This window comes from Streptomyces sp. NBC_00247, assembly GCF_036188265.1.
GTDB lineage: Bacteria > Actinomycetota > Actinomycetes > Streptomycetales > Streptomycetaceae > Streptomyces.
This window is the reverse complement of sequence record NZ_CP108093.1, coordinates 6,685,882-6,703,358: the sequence shown is the minus strand read 5'-3', so window position 1 is coordinate 6,703,358 and position 17,477 is coordinate 6,685,882. Positions and strand designations below refer to the sequence as shown.

Sequence of the window (17,477 nt, the reverse complement as noted above, 5' to 3'; positions counted from 1 at the left end):
AGGAATCCCGGTGAGCGGGCTGACATCGCGGCTGCCCCGGTGGCGCGGACGGCACTCGGCGGCGGAACCCTCTCCCGGCCCTGCCGCGTCCGGCCCCGCAGCCCGTGAACAGGAGGGCCCTCGCACGGTTCTCGACGAGTTCGGCGCGGAGTCCGGTCCCGGCGGCGCCTGCGGATTCCTGCTGCGTTCCTCCGCCGACCGCCGCACCTCCGTGCGTGAGCTCGCGGGAAACCTGCGTGTCGAGCGGGAGCGCCCGGTGGTCATCGTCGACGTGGCTGCGGACGCGGCGGGGAACCTCGGCGAGAAACTGGGCGGTCTGCTCGCCCGGCTACGGGATGAACACCGCTCCGCGGCACGGCTCGTGATGTCCGGCGCCGCCGCACGCCCGCCCGACGGCCGACTCCCACTGGCCCAAAGGCTCGCCGACGCATGGGACTTCGAGATCGAGGCACCCGACGCCGCAGCGGTCCTGCTGCCCGACGGCGGACTGTACGTGAGCGAGCCCGCGACCCCGGCGGGTGGCTGGTGGCGCTTCGCGCCGGGCACGGAACCCGTGGCTCTGGGCGCACGCATACCCGCCCCGCACTGGCAGCGCGCGCTCGCCCGGGTACCGCTGGGGGAACTGGGCGACCACACGGTCCGGCAGATACCCGCGGGGCTGCTGCTGCACCCCACGGGCGCGGCGGTGCCCCGTCCCGGCGATCTGGCGTTCGCCCTCGCCGTGCACCCGGATCGGCTGACCGTGCTGGTGAACGGCGCGGAGAGCCGGGACGATCTCGCGGAGGACCTGGCCACGCTGCTCGCCCGGCTGCCCGCGGAACTGCGTGACCGGGTGCGGCTGGCCCCGGGCGGTGGGCCCGATCTGCTGCCCGTCGCCCAGCGTGTGGCAGACCTGCTCGACACGGAGGTGACCGTCTGTACCGGGCTCCCGTTGTCCGTGCCGGACCCGTCGGGGGATGCGCGGCGGGAGCGGATACGGCTGGTGTCGGCGGAGGGCGAGTACACCTGGCCCGCCCTGCTCACCACGGTGAGCTGCGCCCCCGTGGACGCGGAAGCCGGGAAAGCCGGACCGGATGCGCAACGGCCTGCCCCGCGTCCGGTGCACTGGCTGCTGCCCGACGCCGTGACCGGCCCTGATCCGGAACCCGCCGTGGGCCGTCTGCCCGGCGGATCGTACGTGGTGGCGGTACGGGCCGGCCTGTGGGTGGGCGACTCCCCCACTCCTCCGGTCGCGGTCCGGGAGCGGCCCGCCGAGGAGCGCGCGATGCGCATCGAGGTGGGTAGCGCGGGCGATGACGGACAGACCCGGAGCGCACTCCTGAAGGCACTCGCCGCCCTGTTGCCGGAGCTGGACGGTCAGGTCCGCGCGTACGCCGAGATCGCCTCACCCGCAGGTGCGGGAGCCGAAACGGTGGACGCGCTGCGGCGCTTCGCGGTACGGAACGCGCTGATGTTCGCCGCGCCGGCACCGCGTCCCGCGGTCGCGGCAACAGCGCCGTCGCCCGCACCTGCCGCTCCCGTACCGGCCGCGCGCGTATCCTCCGCGCCCACGCCCGCCGCGCCCGCACCCCGGCCGATCCACGCCGAGGCGCTCACCGCGTCAACATCCCCTGCTCAGGCTTCGGCCCACGACCTGGTTCCGGCTGCCGCCACCCGCCCGGCCACCAGCAGCCGCCACGCCGGGCCGCCCGAGCCCGTGCCGGGAGCCGGAGCGCCCCCTGAAACTCCGCACCCCCGCCGCACCGCCCCGCAGGCCGCATCGGCTCAGAGCACACCCGCGCCCCCTCCGGCTCAGGCACCCGCGCCAACTCCACCTGCGCCGGCGCCCGTCGCCGTTGCGTCCCGCAGGCTCCCCGCCCCCGCGTCGGCTCCGCCCGGCTTCAGTAGTGGCGCGGACCGGGCCGCCTTCCGCGAGCTGGCAGCGTCGGTCTGGGAGGAGCACACCGGAGCGGTCGGCCGGGCTCTCACACGGCTCCCCGCCCTGCGCGGTTCCAAGGAGGAAGAAGCGCACGTCGACCTCGTCGCCGTCCACCTGTATCTGACGTCGGCACCCGGCGGACGGTTCGGAGGGCTCGCGCTCGCGGCCGACGCGGGTGCGGGGAGCGGTGAGCTGGCACCGTACGCCGCCTGCCTCGCCTCGGGACTGCGGAGGCTGCCCGCACTGCGGGGCACACTGATGCGGGCCCTGCCCGGGCCCGGCATCCCGGACGACGCCGTCGTGGGAGCCGTCCTGCGCTGCGACGCGCCACTGGACGTCGTACACCGTGAGCAGAAGGGCGCTCCCGCGCCACCGGCCGGTCATGTCCGTTACGTCATGAGGCCGGTGACCGCACGTCGCACCTCGGTGCTCACGGCCCCGGGTGCCGGCGGTGCGACGGCGCTCTTCGCGGCGGGTACCGAGTTCTCCGTACTGGCCAGGCACGAGGCGTCCGAGGACGCTCCGGCGCGCGTGCTGCTGGCGGAAATCCCGAGCGGGACGACGCGGTTCCGCCCGCCGTCGGACGAAGCGGTCGCCCGTCTCGACGAGGCGGCCCGCCGGGACGCCGGTGGGCCGGCCGCCGGCTGGCCCGCCCGCTGCACCGGCCACTTCCCGTGCCGTGCCTGAGCCACAGCCGCACCACAGCCCACCGCCCGTCTTTCCCCGTCCCCATCCTGATCCGTCCGAGAGGCATCCGATGGCAACCAGCGAGTCAGCCCCCGCCGGTGCGGAGTCCGGCACCCCCGGCTCACCGGTCCCCCGCGCCGCGGCAGTCGCAGTCCTGGCCGAGGAGCCGTCCACCGGCCTGTTCCCGGCGAAGCCGCCGGCCGGGACCGCCCCGGCACCGGCCGGCAGCGGTACCCCCGCCACGGTGTCCGGTTCCCCCGCCCCGGCCGCCGAGGGCGAGGGCGAGGAGGCGGAAGCGCCCCGGGCGGCAGCCGAGGCGCAGCCCGAAGCGGAGACCGAAGGGCAGCCCGGGTCCGAGACCCAGCCGGAAGCCGTCACCGCCGCCTCCGGCACGATCGTCCCCGCTGTCGCCGAGGCGAGCAGGGCCGCCTCCGCCGAGACCACCACCACGGCGACGACCGCCGGTGCTACCCGCCCCCGCCGTGCCGGTGTGCTCCCACTGGGTCGCCCCGGCAAGCCGCTGATCGCCGCAGCCGTGGCCGGTGGGCTGGTCCTCGTCGGCGTGCCTTTCCTGATCTCCGGCCTGTCCGGGTCCGGCGACGACACCTCCGCGCCCACCGCACTCGCGCCCGCAGGCAGCCGGATGGGCCCCGACGGCGCCGGCCCGGGTTTCGTGCCGGGCCAGCAGAACGCCCCCAGTGGCAACCCGCAGACGCCCGACGGCAAGTCCACCACCGGCCCCACCGGCTCCGCGGCAGGCGGCTCCGGTACGGGCGGAACGGCGACGGACGCGATCCACGAGACCGGGTCGAAGAGCCTCCCCACGGGCAGTACCGAGGAGACCCCGAAATCTGGGGCCGAGAGCGCCGCATCCGGGAAGGACGCCGGATCCGGAGCGGCCGACGCTCCGGCACCGACGAAGGAAAGCGCTACCAAACCCGCGTCACCTCAGCAGGAGCAGGTGGCCGCAGTCACGTACAGCCACCTCATCGGTCCCGGTTGCGAGACCCCCGGTTTCGCCACGTCCGACCAGTGGCGCGATGGCCTCCAGGGCTGGGTCGGCCGCACCGGCAGCCAGACGTCCTACGGATGCAGCGGCTTCTACTACAGCGTGCCGCTCTCCAACAGCACCACGACGTACAACGGCTACGCCCAGTGGAAGTTCCCCACCGGGTCGGTGACCGACGGAACCTGCCAGGTCTCTGTCTACATCCCGAACGTCAAGGACATCAGCCGGGTCGGCGGCAACCCGGCCCACTACGCCGTCCACCGCTATTTCGAGGCCAAGCCGAGCACCCAGATCGACACCTTCGAGATCGACCAGCCCTCGCACCTGGGTCAGTGGGTCAACGCCGGAACGTTCCCGGTGAGCACGGGCAAGATCTCCATCGTGCTGGAGAATCGCGGAAAGACCTCCGGCAACCGGCACGCCGCCGCCGCTCCGGTCAGAGTGAACTGCAAGGCCTCCTGACCACGTGTCGTCGTGAACGGCCCCGGGGCAGGGCCGTCGGACCCGGTCCACGCAGGTCGGATCGCCCGACGGTGCCTGCCGCTTCCGTCCCCCGGTCGATCTGCTGCGGTACCAGGCACACGTGTCCCCTCGGCTCTGTACAGCGAGCATGCGTGGCGACAGGAGCGCCGGTTCGCAGGTCCGTCCGAGGGGAATGGATGCGGGAGCCCCGGCCGACGCGCCTGTGCGCGCCGCGGCGTGAACGGAGGACCGCCCCGTATGACACATATGGCATCGCTGCGGACGGGACGGACGAGCACGTGGTCGTCCGTCGCTCCGCCTTCATCGGCATCGGCCTCACCGGCCCGGACGAGAGAGCGGTGGGCTTCGAGATCGCGGGGTGTGCACGGGCCGCTTGGACCGCACGCCCTCCAGCAGCAGGATCGGACGCCACTCATGGGTATGTCTGAAGTCTCATCACCCCAGGAGGAACCCGCGCCATGAGCATTGCGCACCGCCTGCTCGGATCCGGTGACCACAAGGTCCTGGTGCTCCACGACTGGTTCGGCACCAGCGCCGGATGGGGATCGTTCCTCGACTACCTCGACGGCGACACCTTCAGCTACGCCTTCCTCGACTACCGCGGTTACGGCGATCGCAAGGCCGTCACCGGCACCTACACACTCACCGAGATCGCCGACGACGCCCTCACGCTGGCCGACGAACTCGGCTGGCAGCGCTTCTCCCTCATCGGCCACTCAATGGGCGGGAAAGCCGTCCAGCAAGTACTGGCGCAAGCCCCTCAGCGGGTGCGCAAGCTGGTAGGGCTCGCTCCCGTCCCCGCAGGGGCGTACCCGCTGGACGCCGACGGCGAGGCCCTCTTCTACGGCGCCGCGCACGACCGCGACAAGCGGCTGGCGATCATGGATCTGGTCACCGGTCGACGCGCGAGCAGGGTATGGGTCGATCTGATGGTCGACCGCTCCCTCCAGCTCTCAACCCGAGAAGCGTTCGGCGGCTACGTCAGGGACTGGGTCTCCGCCGACCTGACCGAGCGGATCGCCGGCAGCACCGTCCCGGTGAAAGTCATCGTCGGGGAGCACGATCTCGCCCTGACGGCCGAGGTGATGCGGGGAACGTGGCTCAGCCACTACCCGCACGCCGAACTCGAAGAAATCGCGAACTGCGGCCACTACCCGATGCATGAGACCCCGGTGGCACTGGCAACAGCGCTGGAGGCATTTCTGCGCACCTGAACCGAGGACACTGTGAAGGGACGCCGACGCGAGGATCGCGAGGCCTCTTCCCGCCCGGCTGCCGAGCGGTTGGCAGTTCGCTGGGTGGCGCACGACTCCACGGCCACCAACCAGCCGGAGCCGCTGCCCAGTTGTCAAGTTGCCTTCACGCCGACCAGGAACGGCGAGCCGGCCCACCGGTGTTCCTGACGTGTTTCCCATGACCATGGACGCCCTCGCCATGCCCGTAGAGGGCAGGGCGACGGGCGCGATACGCAGCAGTCGTCAGGGGCGCGTCCGGTGGCCGTCGCGCTCGTCCGGCATCAGGGCCTGGCACCGCTCGCCCAGCACTGACCAGAGCGGGGACTCGACCACTTGGTGCGGCCGCACATCACTCCTACCGTGACGGCAGACGCAGCCCTGCCCAAGGAGTGACAGGCGGATCCGACGTCCGCATTGTCGCGATTCGTGTCCACCCACATCCGTTGAGACAGATCCAGCCCATCCGGATGTCACCACGCACCGAGCCCGTCCATCGTCGACACCGTGCGGGGGCACACTGCGGCTCAAGCGGGTACACCGCGCAGAAGTCGGCCATGGGGCCCCCTCTTCATGTTGTCGGCTCGTCACCCTGCCGCAGGCGAGGCTCGTCGCCGTCCGTCTTCGTGCCATGCGGGATAGTCATGCGGGACAGTTCTGCCCGCGCCGACCGTCCCTCAGCCGAACCGCACCGTACGCCGCGGCACCTCGCGCACATGGCTGGATCACGTCAGCCTCAAAGAGCACCTTCCGCGCAGGACCCGAATCCTGAGAATCGATCCCTGAGGCCAGGTGCGACAACTCGCGAGCTCACCTCTCCTGGGCCGAACTCGGATACGACTTGGCACACCGTAGGCGTTCAAGACTTGAAGCCTGTGCATCTTCTTGACGGTTCACCGTTGCCACTCAACACTTCCTTGACGGATCCAGCACCTCGCCCATCCGTAGATTGAGAGCGTTTTCAAGAGGTTGATTCAAAGGTCTGCAGAGTTGTCAAGGCGATGCACTGCGCAGTGTCGAGACCGTCTGCACCCTTTCTTCCGCGTTGATCCGGTGTTCACTTCACGAAACCAGGTGAAAGGACCCCCCACCCATGCGCACTACCGTCCCGCCCGGCCGCATGAGACCCCTGCCAGGTCCGAAGCACCGCGTCGTCGCTCTGCTGAGTGCGCTCCTACTCGCGCTCGTCGGACTGCTCGGCCTCGATCAGAGCGCCGCTCCCGCCTCGGCAGCCGCGCCTGACTACACCCAGGGCGTCACTCAACTGAGCTCCACGCAAGCTCAGATCTCGTTCACACCGACCACGTCCGCGGTCTACGTCGATGTGCACTACCTGGTCAACAGCGCCAACCAACAGAACGTCCGTATGACCAACAGCGCGGGCACGTGGACTCAGACCGTCGGCTCGCTCGCCAACGGAACGGTCCTGGAGTACTGGTTCACCTACGAGAAGAGCGGGCCTCAGTACGACACGACCCACTTCACGTACACCCAGGGCGGTGGAGGAACCGGCACTGTTGCCACACCCACCTTCACTCCCGCGGCGGGCACCTACGCATCGGCCCAGAGCGTGACGCTCGCCGACGCGACCGCGGGCGCGAGCATCCGCTACACGCGTGACGGCTCCACCCCCACCGCGGCGTCCACTCCGTACAGCGCGCCGATCAGCGTCACGGCCACTGCCACCATCAAGGCCATCGCCATCAAGTCCGGACTCGCCGACTCCGCCGTCGCCAGTGCGACTTACACGATCGGCGCATCGGCGAGCTGCCCCACCCAGTCGGACACGCCGAACTTCGGCCCGAACGTCCACATCTACGACCCGAGCATGTCCAGTGCCACCATTCAGGCGCAGCTCGACGCGCAGTTCGCACAGATGAAGGACACCGCCTCCGCGCAGTTCAGCGAGAACCGGGTGGCACAACTCTTCAAGCCGGGTACGTACGCCGTCGACGACAATGTCGGCTACTACACCTCGGTGGCGGGTCTCGGGCAGAATCCGGGCGACGTGACGATCAACGGACACGTCACCGTGGACGCCTTCAACGCCTCGGACGCGGGCAACGCGACGCAGAACTTCTGGCGCTCGGCCGAGAATCTGGCCATCAATCCGGTGGGCGGGAACCGTTGGGCCGTGGCCCAGGCGGCCCCGTTCCGCCGGATCGACGTCCGCGGCGACCTGCAGCTCTACCCGGCCAGTTACGGCTGGGCGAGCGGCGGCTACATCGCCGACACCAAAGTCAGCGGCCAGGCGGCGTCCATCTCGCAGCAGCAGTGGTACACCCGGGACAGTAACGTGGGCAGCTGGGCCGGCGGCGTGTGGAACATGGTCTTCTCCGGCACCGCCGGTGCTCCCGCGAACACCTTCCCCAACCCGCCCGAGACCACCTTGGCCACCACCCCGGTCTCCCGTGACGTGCCGTATCTGTACGTCGACGGCGCCGGAAAATACCGCGTGTTCCTTCCGTCGCTGCGCACCAACGCATCGGGGGCGAGTTGGGCGAACGGCAGCACTCCCGGCACCTCTCAGCCGATGAGCCAGTTCTACGTGGTCAAGGCCGGCGACACTGCCGCGACCATCAACAACGCCCTTTCTCAGGGCTGCAACCTGTTCGTCACGCCGGGCGTCTACCACCTGAACCAGACGCTGAACATCACCCGGCCCAACACGGTCGTCCTCGGCATCGGCTACCCGACCTTCGTCCCGGACAACGGCGTCAACGCGATCCAGGTCGCCGACGTGGACGGAGTCCGTCTCAAGGGCCTGCTGATCGACGCCGGAACCACCAACTCGGCGGCGCTGCTGACCGTCGGCCCGTCCGGATCGTCCGCGAGCCACGCGGGCAACCCGACGACCATCCAGGACGTGTTCTTCCGGATCGGTGGCCAGATCGCCGGCAAGGCGACGACCAGCCTGATCGTCAACAGCAACAACGTGATCATCGACCATATCTGGGCCTGGCGGGCCGACCACGGCACGGCGGGAACCTTCGGCTGGACGACCAACACGGCGGACACCGGCGTGATCGTCAACGGCGGCAGCGTTCTGGCGACCGGTCTCTTCGTCGAGCACTACCAGAAGCACGAAGTTGTCTGGAACGGCCAGAACGGCAAGACGATCTTCTTCCAGAACGAGATGCCGTACGACGTGCCCAACCAGGGCGCGTGGATGAGCGCGGCAGGGGTCAACGGATATGCCGCTTACAAGGTGGGCGCGGGCGTCACCACCCACGAGGCGTGGGGACTCGGCAGCTACTGCTACTTCAACGTCAACCCCGCGGTGAACAGCTACCACGCCTTCGAAGTGCCCAACACTCCCGGCGTGAAGTTCCACAACGCTCTGACGGTCTCACTCGGCGGCGTGGGCACCATCACCCACGTCATCAACGACGTGGGGGCGGTGACCGCCTCGAACACCACTCCCAGCAATGTGGTCGCCTACCCATGAGGCAATGACCTGACGTGAAAAGTGGGCCGGGGCTCCTCGCGTTCGCGAGGAGCCCCGGTGTTCGCAGTACGCGGCGCCACCGAGGGCCGGGCGCTGGTTGTCGTCGTGGACGGCGAGCTGTGGCACGTCGTGGCGGTCGACACGAGGTCGCCCGGCCCGTTGAGGCATCTGCTCTCCTACTCGGCCGTCGCGGAAGCATCGGTTCCCGGTCCTGTCTGCTCACGGCAGGCCATCTTCGTGGTTTCCACGGTGCTGCGGGCCATGGCGACGGCTTCTCGCAGCAGGTCCGTGCGGGTGGCGTCGCCGTCGTGGGGTTCCTGCTGGGCGCGTAGCAGGGCAGCCGCGCAGGTGAGGGCGTCGCAGGCGGCGCTGATCGCCGACGGGATGCGCCGACTGTGTGGGGCGCGCAGTTCCAGGGCCAGCCTTTCCAGGTCTCGCACGATCGTCGCGAGGCCCGCGGTCGTGTCATGGAGGGCACTCATGGATCGACTCCTTCCCCCTCGGGATCGGGGATGCCGTGCGAGAACGCCCGGGTGGGCGGGCCACCGGGTCAAGCGGGTCCTTCTCGGTGCGGCGCCCCCGCGGTGCGGTCCAGGGTGAGGACGGCTCCGGCGGTCGCCTGGGCGCGGCCACGGTCGAGAATCGAGAAGTGGTCGCCCTCCAGTGACAGGTGCCGGAAGGCCGCCGACGTGTGGGTGGACCAACGGGGGTCGTAGTTCTGCGAGCGGGTCGCCGCCAGGAAATCGACGGGGGCGGTGGTGATTCCCTCGGGCCGGTGGTCGCGGCCTGCTCGGAAGACCGAGCGGAACCTGTTGATGTAGCAGATGAACTCGCTCTCGTTGAGGCTGGCGAGGTGGGGGACGGCCCGGGCCATCAGCGGGAAACGGTGCCGGAGTTCGGAGGCCAGGCGGTGCTTCGCCGGGGTATCGAGGCGCGTGCGGACCGCTCGCCACATGTCCTCCGCCGACGCTCCGTCCAGGGACAGCGTGTCCCCGAGCCAGGTGAAGTCGTCGAGGAGGGCTCGTTCGTGTTCCGGGGTGAAGTCCCCGGCGTCGTCGGGGCTCGGGAGGTCGAGGCCGTACGGCGAGTCCACGAGGACCAGGCGTTCCAGCGGCTCGCCGCGCTCGTCCAGCAGCTTCGCCATCTCGAAGCCGACCAGACCGCCCAGGCTCCAGCCCACGAGGACGAACCGGCGGGGCCCATCGAACTGCGCGTCGAGGGCGGCCACATACTCCTTCGCGAGCCCGGCGACAGTCAGCGGCCTGGGGGCCTCGAACCGCTCGTGCGGCAGCTTGATGCCGTAGAGGTCGGCCCGGCCGGAGAGTTCCCGGGCCAGGCTGGTGTAGCCGTAGACATCGCCGCTGACGTCGTGGATGGCGATGAACGTGGCAGCCTTCCCGGTGGTGGCCCGCGCCAGCGGCACCAGGGCGGTCCGCTGGCCGTGGGGCTCCAGGTCGCCTCGGTTGAGCCGGTTCCACACCGCTGTGAACTGGCGCTCGAGGGTCCAGCAGTCGACGAGCTCCGCGATCTCGAATTCCGTCTCGAAGGCGTCGTTCAGCTCCGTCACCAGGATGAGGGACTTGAGCGAGCTGCCGCCCGCCGCGAAGAAGTCCGTGTCCCCCGCCAGTTCGTCGTTCCCCAGGACTTGCGACCACAGTTTCTTGATCGTGTCCCGTACTTCGTCCTCGGTCTGCATCTCTGCTGCCCTTCGCGGTCTGCCTCGGGTTGCGGTCACAGGGGTGGGAGCGTCGACAACGGCCGCTCCGGGGATGACACGAGGTCGAAGGCGGCTCGGACCACCTCCGCCATCGATTGCACCGTCTCCCGTCTGAACAGGGAGCTGTCGTAGTTGAGGCTCACCCGCAGGCCGTCCTCGGTCTCGTCGACCAGGAAGGTCAGGGGGAATTTGCTGATCCGGGGGCGGTCGACGTGGTAGTGCTCGACCGTCAGATGCGCGCCGGGGAACAGGTTCTCCACGGAGAAGCGCGGATAGTAGGCGAACATGACCTCGAACAGCGGGGTCTGGTCGTCCCGCTGGATCCGGAGGTCGCGGACCAGCGTCTCGAACGGGTACTCCTGGTGATCCAGTGCCGCGAACAGCTCGGTCGCGTGCGCCGCCAGCAGGTCCCGTATCGGCCGTGTGCGATCGACACCCACCCGGACCACGAGGGTGTTCACGAACATCCCTATGGTGGACCGGATCCGCTGGTCGCGCCGACGCTCCACCGGGATGCCCAGGGTGATGTCGCGCTCGCCGGTGATGTGCGACAGCACACTCGCGAACAGCGAGAACAGCGTGGAGAAGACGGTGGTCCCTGACGTCCTGGCCAGCGATTCCACCTGCCGCCGCTGCCCCGCCCCGATCCACAGCTCGACGTAGTCGCCGCTGAAACGCTGGACCTTGCCCCTGGGGAAGTCGATGGGCAGCGCGAGGGGGGCCCGGTCGCCGCCGAGTTTGCCGAGCCAGTAGGCCCGCTGCCGGGCCTGCTCCTCCGCGTTCTCCCGCCCGTCGAGCAGCGCGTGGGCGGCGTAGCTGAGTCCGGGTACCTCAGGGACGGCGTCGCCGACGTACAGCCGCACCAGGTCGTCGAGGAGCAGGGCGACCGACGCGCCGTCGAAGATCACATGGTGGATGTCGATGGCGATGTGGTGCTCGACGTCCGAACGGCTCGCGATCTTGACCCGCATCAGCGGCGCCTTGCCGAGATCGAACGGCTGCACGAAGCCGTGCAGTACGTCGGTCTCCTCGCCCGGCAGGATCTCCTGCCGTGTGATCGGGACCTCCACGGTGGGTTCGACCAGGCCGATCACCTCGCGGTCGCGGATGGTGAAGCGGGTGCGGAAGGCGTCGTGCCGCCGGACCAGCTCGTCGACGGCCTTGCGCAGACGTGCCTCGTCAAGCGGGCCGCGCACGGCGAAGGACAGCGGGATGTTGTAGGCGGTGCTGCGCGGGTCGAGTCGTTGCAGGTAGTAGATACCGGCCTGGGACGTGGTGATCGGGTACTCGGTCACGGTCCGCGGGCCCTCGACGGCGGGAGCCTCGGCACGCGGCGCGCGGTCGTCGGCCGGAACCTCCGCGCGCGGCGCGCGGTCAGCGGCGCCCTTCTCGATCACCGCCGCCAGCCGGCGCACGGTCGGATGGTGGTAGAGGTCGCTGATCCGCAGTTCGGTGCCCAGCTCCTTGTTCAGCCGGGCGATGACCGTCATGGCGCGGAGGCTGTCGCCGCCCAGGTCGAAGTACGAGTCGTCGACGCCCGCGGCGGGCGCGTCCACGACGGACCGCCAGATCTTCAGCACCCCGGCTTCGAGGTCGGTCGCCGCCGCCGCCGGGGCGCGCGCGCCGGTCGGATCGGGCGCTCGGCGGGCGAGCAGCGCACGCCGGTCCACCTTCCCGTTCGGTGTGAGCGGGAACTCCGTCAGGCGGGCGATCCGGCCCGGAACCATGTACCTCGGCAGGGTGGTGAGGAGCGCGCTTCCGACGTGGTCCGGCAGGGCCGGGGATCCGTCCGCGACGTAGTACGCCTCCAGCTCGGCCGTGGCGCCCTCCCCTCTGATCAGGACGGCGGCCTGCCGTACGCCGGGGAGACGCTCAAGGGCGGCCTCGATCTCCCCCAGCTCGATACGGCGTCCGCGGACCTTGACCTGCGCGTCGTGCCGCCCCAGGAACACCAGGTTGCCGTCCGGCCGCCACCGGGCGTGGTCGCCGGTTCGGTACAGCCGCTCGCCGGGGAACTCGGGATGTTCGATGAACACTTCCTCGTCGAGGCGGGGGCGGTTGACATAGCCCAGGCAGAGACCCCGGCCGGAGAGGTGGACCTCGCCGGGTACGTCGATGCCGACCGGTTGCCCGGCGGGGTCGAGAACACGGACCCGTGTGTTGTCGATCGGCCTGCCGATGGGGACGGCCGTGGTGCGCTCGTCGAAGCGGTAGACCGTGCTGTACGTCGTGTCCTCCGAGGGCCCGTACAGGTTCCTGACCTCGGTGCGGCGGAGGTCCACCAGTTCCCGGAGCGCGGGCGGTGCGGGCTCCCCGGCGACGTTGACGGCGGTGACGCCCGACAGGTCGTGGCCCGAGCGGCCCAGCTCGAGGACCACCGAGGGCACCGTGTTGAGGAGGATGCGCCGGTGCGCGTCCAGCCACTCGCCGATGTGCGCCGGTGACTCGATGATCCGTACGGTACGGGCCGCCGTCAGGGTGAAGAAGAGTTCGAAGATCGAGAGGTCGAAGCAGATGGAGGTGGCGGCGAAGACCACGCCGAAGTCCGTGTCCGCGAACTCCCGCAGGCACCACTGGAGGAAGGCCGCGAGATTGTCATGGGTGATCTGCACGCCCTTCGGGTCGCCGGTGGACCCGGAGGTATAGATGACATAGGCGACCGACTCCGGTGACGGCGGCACGGCGGGGACGGCGGGCCAGCGGTCGAGGTCCTCCCGGAACCGGCGCACGAGCGATGCGTCCACGACGACCTCGCAGCCGGCGTCGCCGAGGATGAACTCGATCCGGCGTTCGGGGTAGGACGGGTCGAGCGGTACGAACGCGGCGCCCGCCTTCAGGACGCCGATCAGGCACGCGACGAGCCAGTCGTCCCGTTCGAGGAGAATCCCTACGCGGTCCCCGGGGCGGACACCCAGTTCCGCGGCAAGGAATCCGGCGAACCGGTCGGAGCGGGCTCCCAGTTCCGCGTAGGTCACCGTCTCGTCCGCGAAGAGGAGGGCCGGATCATCGGCCCGGGTCACGCAGCGGTCGGCGAGCCGGGTGAGGAACGGGGTGCAGTCAGGGTCGGCGAGGCCCCGGCCGAAGTCGTCCAGCACCAGCCGCCGTTCGGCCTCCGGGACGCACCGCAGCCGCCCCACCGGGCGTGCCGGGTCGTCGCACGCCTCGGCGAGCAGGGTTTCCATCGCACCGATGAAGCGGCGGACCGCGTCCTCGTCGTAGAGGTCGGTGTTGTACTCGGCTTCGAGGGCGAGGCCCACGCCCGGCCCGCGGTCGGCGAAGTCGAAGGTGACGTCGAACTTGCTGAACCGTCGCGGGGCCGGCCTGCGCCGGAGCTTGAAGTCCGGGCCCTCGATGTGGTCGAGGGCGTGGTTCTCGGTGGCGTTCTGGAGGACGACGAGCAGGTCGAACACCGGGTTCCGGCTCGGGTCGCGGCGCGGCCGGAGGTCGTCGACGATGGCGTCGAAGGGATGGGCCCGGTGCTCCAGCGCCTCGGTGACACCGGTCTTGACCCTGGCGAGGAGCGCGTCGAACGTCTCGTCCGCGGTCAGTTCGGTACGCAGCGGGAGCGTGTTGACGTAGAACCCGATCTGGTCTTCCAGGTCGATGTGGTCCCGGCCCGCGACCGGCGTCCCGAGGGTGATGTCCGGCTGGCCGGTCTGCCGGAACAGCGTCGCGTTGAGGGCCGCCACCAGCACCATGAAGAGCGTGCATCCCCGCCGGGCGGCCAGGTCCTCGATGCGGGCGACGAAGGGTGCGGGGAAGGCGTGCCGGACGACCGCGCCGTCGTGGGTCTTGACGGCGGGGCGGGGCCGGCAGCCCGGGAGGTCGACCGGGGGTACGGCGTCGGCCCCCGCCAGGGTGTCCTGCCAGAACCGGCGGTGGGTCTCGTGCTCCGCGGACGCCAGGGAGGCCCGCTGCCAGGCGGCGTAGTCCTTGTACTGGACGTCGAGCCCCGCGGTGGGCGGGCCGGCGGGTGCGGGGTCGTAGAACTTGAGCAGGTCGCTCGCGAAGACGCCGAGGGACCAGGCGTCGCAGACGCTGTGGTGGATGACGAAGGCGAAGACATGGCCCCCGTCGTCGGTCCCGGCGAGTGCGGCGCGCAGGAGCGGCCCTCGGTCGAGGTCGAAGGGCCGTCCGACGAACTCCGTCAGGGTGTCCTCGTCGGCCGAGGGGAGGTGTTCCAGGTGGAAGTCCACCGACGACGGGGCGCGGACCACCTGCCGTACGTCGCCGTCCGCCCCGGCGCGGAACACGGTGCGCAGGCTCTCGTGCTTGTCGATGACGCACAGCAGTGCGTGTTCGAGCCGCTCGGGCACGATCTCGCCGCGTATCTCGTAGATCGAGTGGAGGTTGTACGCCTGGGAGGCATCCGCGAACTGGGAGGTGAGCCAGAGCCGCCGCTGCGCGTTGGACGGCTCGTAGTCGCGGGCGGGCGCGAGCCGCGGGATGCCGGCGAACAGCCCCGGGTCGGCGGCGCTGACGACTTCGGCCAGGTCGTCGAGCCGGGAGTGCTCGAACACGGTGTTGAGGGTCAGCTCGACGCCGAAGTCCTTCGAGATGTGCGAGAGCAGTCGGACGGCCGTGAGGCTGTGCCCGCCCAGTGCGAAGAAGTCCTCGTGCCTGCCCACCCGTTCGCGGTCGAGCAGGCCGGCCCAGAGCCGGGCCAGCCGTTGCTCCGCCGGGGTGGTGGGCGGCTCGTAGTCGCCGGTGGCGCTTCCGCCGGGCACAGGCAGCGCGCGTGTGTCGAGCTTGCCGCTCGGGGTCAGCGGGAACGCGGTCTGCCGGACGAAGTGGGTCGGAACCGCGAAGGCGGGCAGGCTCCGTGCGGCCTGCTCCCGGAGGGTCCGCAGGTCGAGCGGGGCGTCCGCGATGTAGTAGGCGACCAGTACGGTCTCGCCCCGGACCGTCTTGGGGCAGACGACGACGTCGTGGACGTCGTCGGCCGCGCGGATCGCCCGCTGCACCTCGCCCGGGGCGATCCGGAAGCCGTTGATCTTCAGCTGGTCGTCGGCGCGGCCCACGTAGACGAGCCGGTTGTCGGCGTCGCACCGGACGAGGTCCCCGGTCCGGTAGAGGACGCCGTCGAAGTCGGTCTCGGCCAGGTCGACGCGGACGAATCGGCGCGCCTGCTCCTGCGGGTCGTTGATGTATCCCTTGGACAGGCCCGCGCCGCCGAGGTACAGCTCGCCGACCATGTGGGGCGGGCACAGCCGCTGCTGCGGGTTGAGGACGAACAGGCGGATACCGTCCACCGGGCGGCCGATGGGGATCGGCCCACCGTCCGGCCGCAGGTCCTCGCTGTCCAGCTGGTGGTGGCTGACGACATCGGTGAACTCGGTGGGGCCGTAGGAGTTCATGATCTTCGCGGCGAAGTTGGGCGACCCCGCCCACGCGGTGAGCTTCGCGGCGTCGATCGGTTCGCCGCCGAGCACGACATGGCGCAGCGACCTCAGCGCGTGGAACTGGTTCTCGGCGCTGAACTCCAGCAGGGGGTAGAAAGCGCTGGGGGCGCAGTTGACGACGTCGATGGCGTGGGTGTCGACGTACCGGACCATGGCGGAGTAGTCGTCCAGCGCGGCGCCCAGCAGATGCAGTCGCCCCCCGCGCAGAAGGGGGGCGAAGAGGTTCTTCTGGGCCAGGTCGAAGCTGACGGGGGCGATGAGGAGGAAGGTGGGCCGCTCGTGCGCGCACACCTCCCGTGTGTACCAGGCCAGGAGGTTACGGAAGGCGCCGTGCTCGACTGCGACTCCCTTCGGTGTGCCGGTCGACCCGGAGGTGAAGATCACGTACACGCTGTCGTCCGCGCGTATGTCCACCTCGGGGGCGGTCGTCGGGCAGCCGGCGATGCGGTCCGCCTGCCGGGTCAGCGCGACGACGTTCCCCGCGGGCGCCGCGAGGTCGCCGGGTTCGCGCACGATCACCGCGGCGGCGCGGCTCTGCTGGACCAGCAGCGCCTGGCGGTCCGCGGGGTAGCGAAGGTCGATCGGCACATAGGCCGCGCCCGCCTTGAGCACCGCCAGGACGGCCACCAGCAGGTCCCTGCTGTCGGGGAGCGCGACACCGACGAAGTCGCCGCGTCCGATGCCGTGTTCGTCGCGGAGGAAGTGGGCGAGCCGGTTGGCTCGCTCGTCGAGCAGGCGGTAGGTGAGCGTGCCGGCGCCGTCCACCACCGCCACGGTGTCGGGCGTGGCGGTGACCTGACGGGAGAAGTCCGTGAGCAGGCTCGGGGGCAGCTCGGGGTCGGGCACCGGGCCGGTCAGCGCGTCGGTGAGCCGGGCGGTCTCGGCGGGGGTGAGGACGGGGATCCGGCTCAGCGGCCGGTCGAGGTGCTCCCGGAGGCTCCGCACAAGTGCGGCGTAGTGGTGCAGGAATCCGACGGCCAGGCGCTCATCGCATCCAGGGCCGTAGGACAGGACGATCTCCCGGTCATGCTCGTCGATCGGCACCTTGAGCAGGAAGGCGGTCCGGGTCGCCAGCCAGGCGTTCTCGACCGGTCCGCTTCCGCACACCAGGCCGAAGCGGACGGCTTCGAAGGGCTGGTCCTGGGTGTCCATCCAGTCGAGCAGGCTGTCCCACGGGTAGTCGCGGTACGGCGCGCAGGCGAGTGTCTCGGCCCGGGTCGTGTCGACGGCGTCCCGGAGGGTTCCGTGCCGGTCGAACGGGATGGTGTGAAAGACCGGCGCCCCGGGGCCCGGTGCGGGGCCGGCCATCGCGATCGCGTCGGATTCCGGTCCGAAGGAGAACGAGAGCAGAAACCGGTAGAGGGTCGCGTGCAGGACCGCTTCGGCCCGCCCGTCGCCCCGGCCGGCCTTCCGCAGAAACCCCAGGTCCTCCTCGGACAGGGTCAGCGACCGGACTTCCCGGACGTCGGCGGGGTCCGCCGGAGGCAGCGCCATGGGCAGGTCCGCCCCGCAGCGGTCCCTGAGCCTGCGCACCCAGAAGTCGAGGGCAATGCGCGGGTCGAGCGCGTTCTGCGTCATCAT

Annotated in this window: 7 protein-coding genes and 1 pseudogene; 5 read left to right on the top strand and 3 right to left on the bottom strand. The window is 70.5% G+C overall.

Features of this window, described 5'->3' with window-relative positions; translation table 11 throughout:
• Positions 1-10 precede the first annotated feature (10 nt).
• The 5 genes and pseudogenes from OHT52_RS28845 (at position 11) to OHT52_RS28830 (ending at position 8,777) form a co-directional block, all read left to right on the top strand.
• Positions 11-2,605, top strand: a complete 2,595-nt coding sequence (locus tag OHT52_RS28845; RefSeq protein WP_328723106.1) for a hypothetical protein — start codon at positions 11-13, stop codon at positions 2,603-2,605.
• A 70-nt stretch (positions 2,606-2,675) separates the two neighbouring features.
• The gene (locus OHT52_RS28840) at positions 2,676-4,076 is read left to right on the top strand and encodes a hypothetical protein (protein ID WP_328723105.1); all 1,401 of its coding nucleotides are present in this window, start codon (positions 2,676-2,678) and stop codon (positions 4,074-4,076) included.
• 479 nt (positions 4,077-4,555) lie between these two features.
• Entirely contained in the window at positions 4,556-5,311 is a 756-nt protein-coding gene (locus tag OHT52_RS28835; RefSeq protein WP_328723104.1) for an alpha/beta fold hydrolase, read from the top strand.
• 1,111 nt (positions 5,312-6,422) lie between these two features.
• Positions 6,423-6,791, top strand: a pseudogene (locus tag OHT52_RS31570) (hypothetical protein); the annotation flags it as partial.
• A 108-nt stretch (positions 6,792-6,899) separates the two neighbouring features.
• Entirely contained in the window at positions 6,900-8,777 is a 1,878-nt protein-coding gene (locus OHT52_RS28830; protein WP_443046819.1) for a chitobiase/beta-hexosaminidase C-terminal domain-containing protein, read from the top strand.
• Positions 8,778-8,953: 176 nt separating this feature from the next.
• Here the strand turns inward: OHT52_RS28830 and OHT52_RS28825 are convergent, their stop codons facing one another.
• From OHT52_RS28825 to OHT52_RS28815, 3 genes are all read right to left on the bottom strand, one after another.
• Positions 8,954-9,259, bottom strand: coding sequence for a hypothetical protein (locus tag OHT52_RS28825; protein WP_328723102.1), 306 nt, complete (start codon positions 9,257-9,259; stop codon positions 8,954-8,956).
• 68 nt (positions 9,260-9,327) lie between these two features.
• On the bottom strand, positions 9,328-10,473 hold the full coding sequence (locus tag OHT52_RS28820; RefSeq protein WP_328723101.1) for a thioesterase domain-containing protein: 1,146 nt from the start codon (positions 10,471-10,473) through the stop codon (positions 9,328-9,330).
• A 35-nt stretch (positions 10,474-10,508) separates the two neighbouring features.
• Positions 10,509-17,477, bottom strand: a complete 6,969-nt coding sequence (locus OHT52_RS28815; protein ID WP_328723100.1) for a non-ribosomal peptide synthetase — start codon at positions 17,475-17,477, stop codon at positions 10,509-10,511.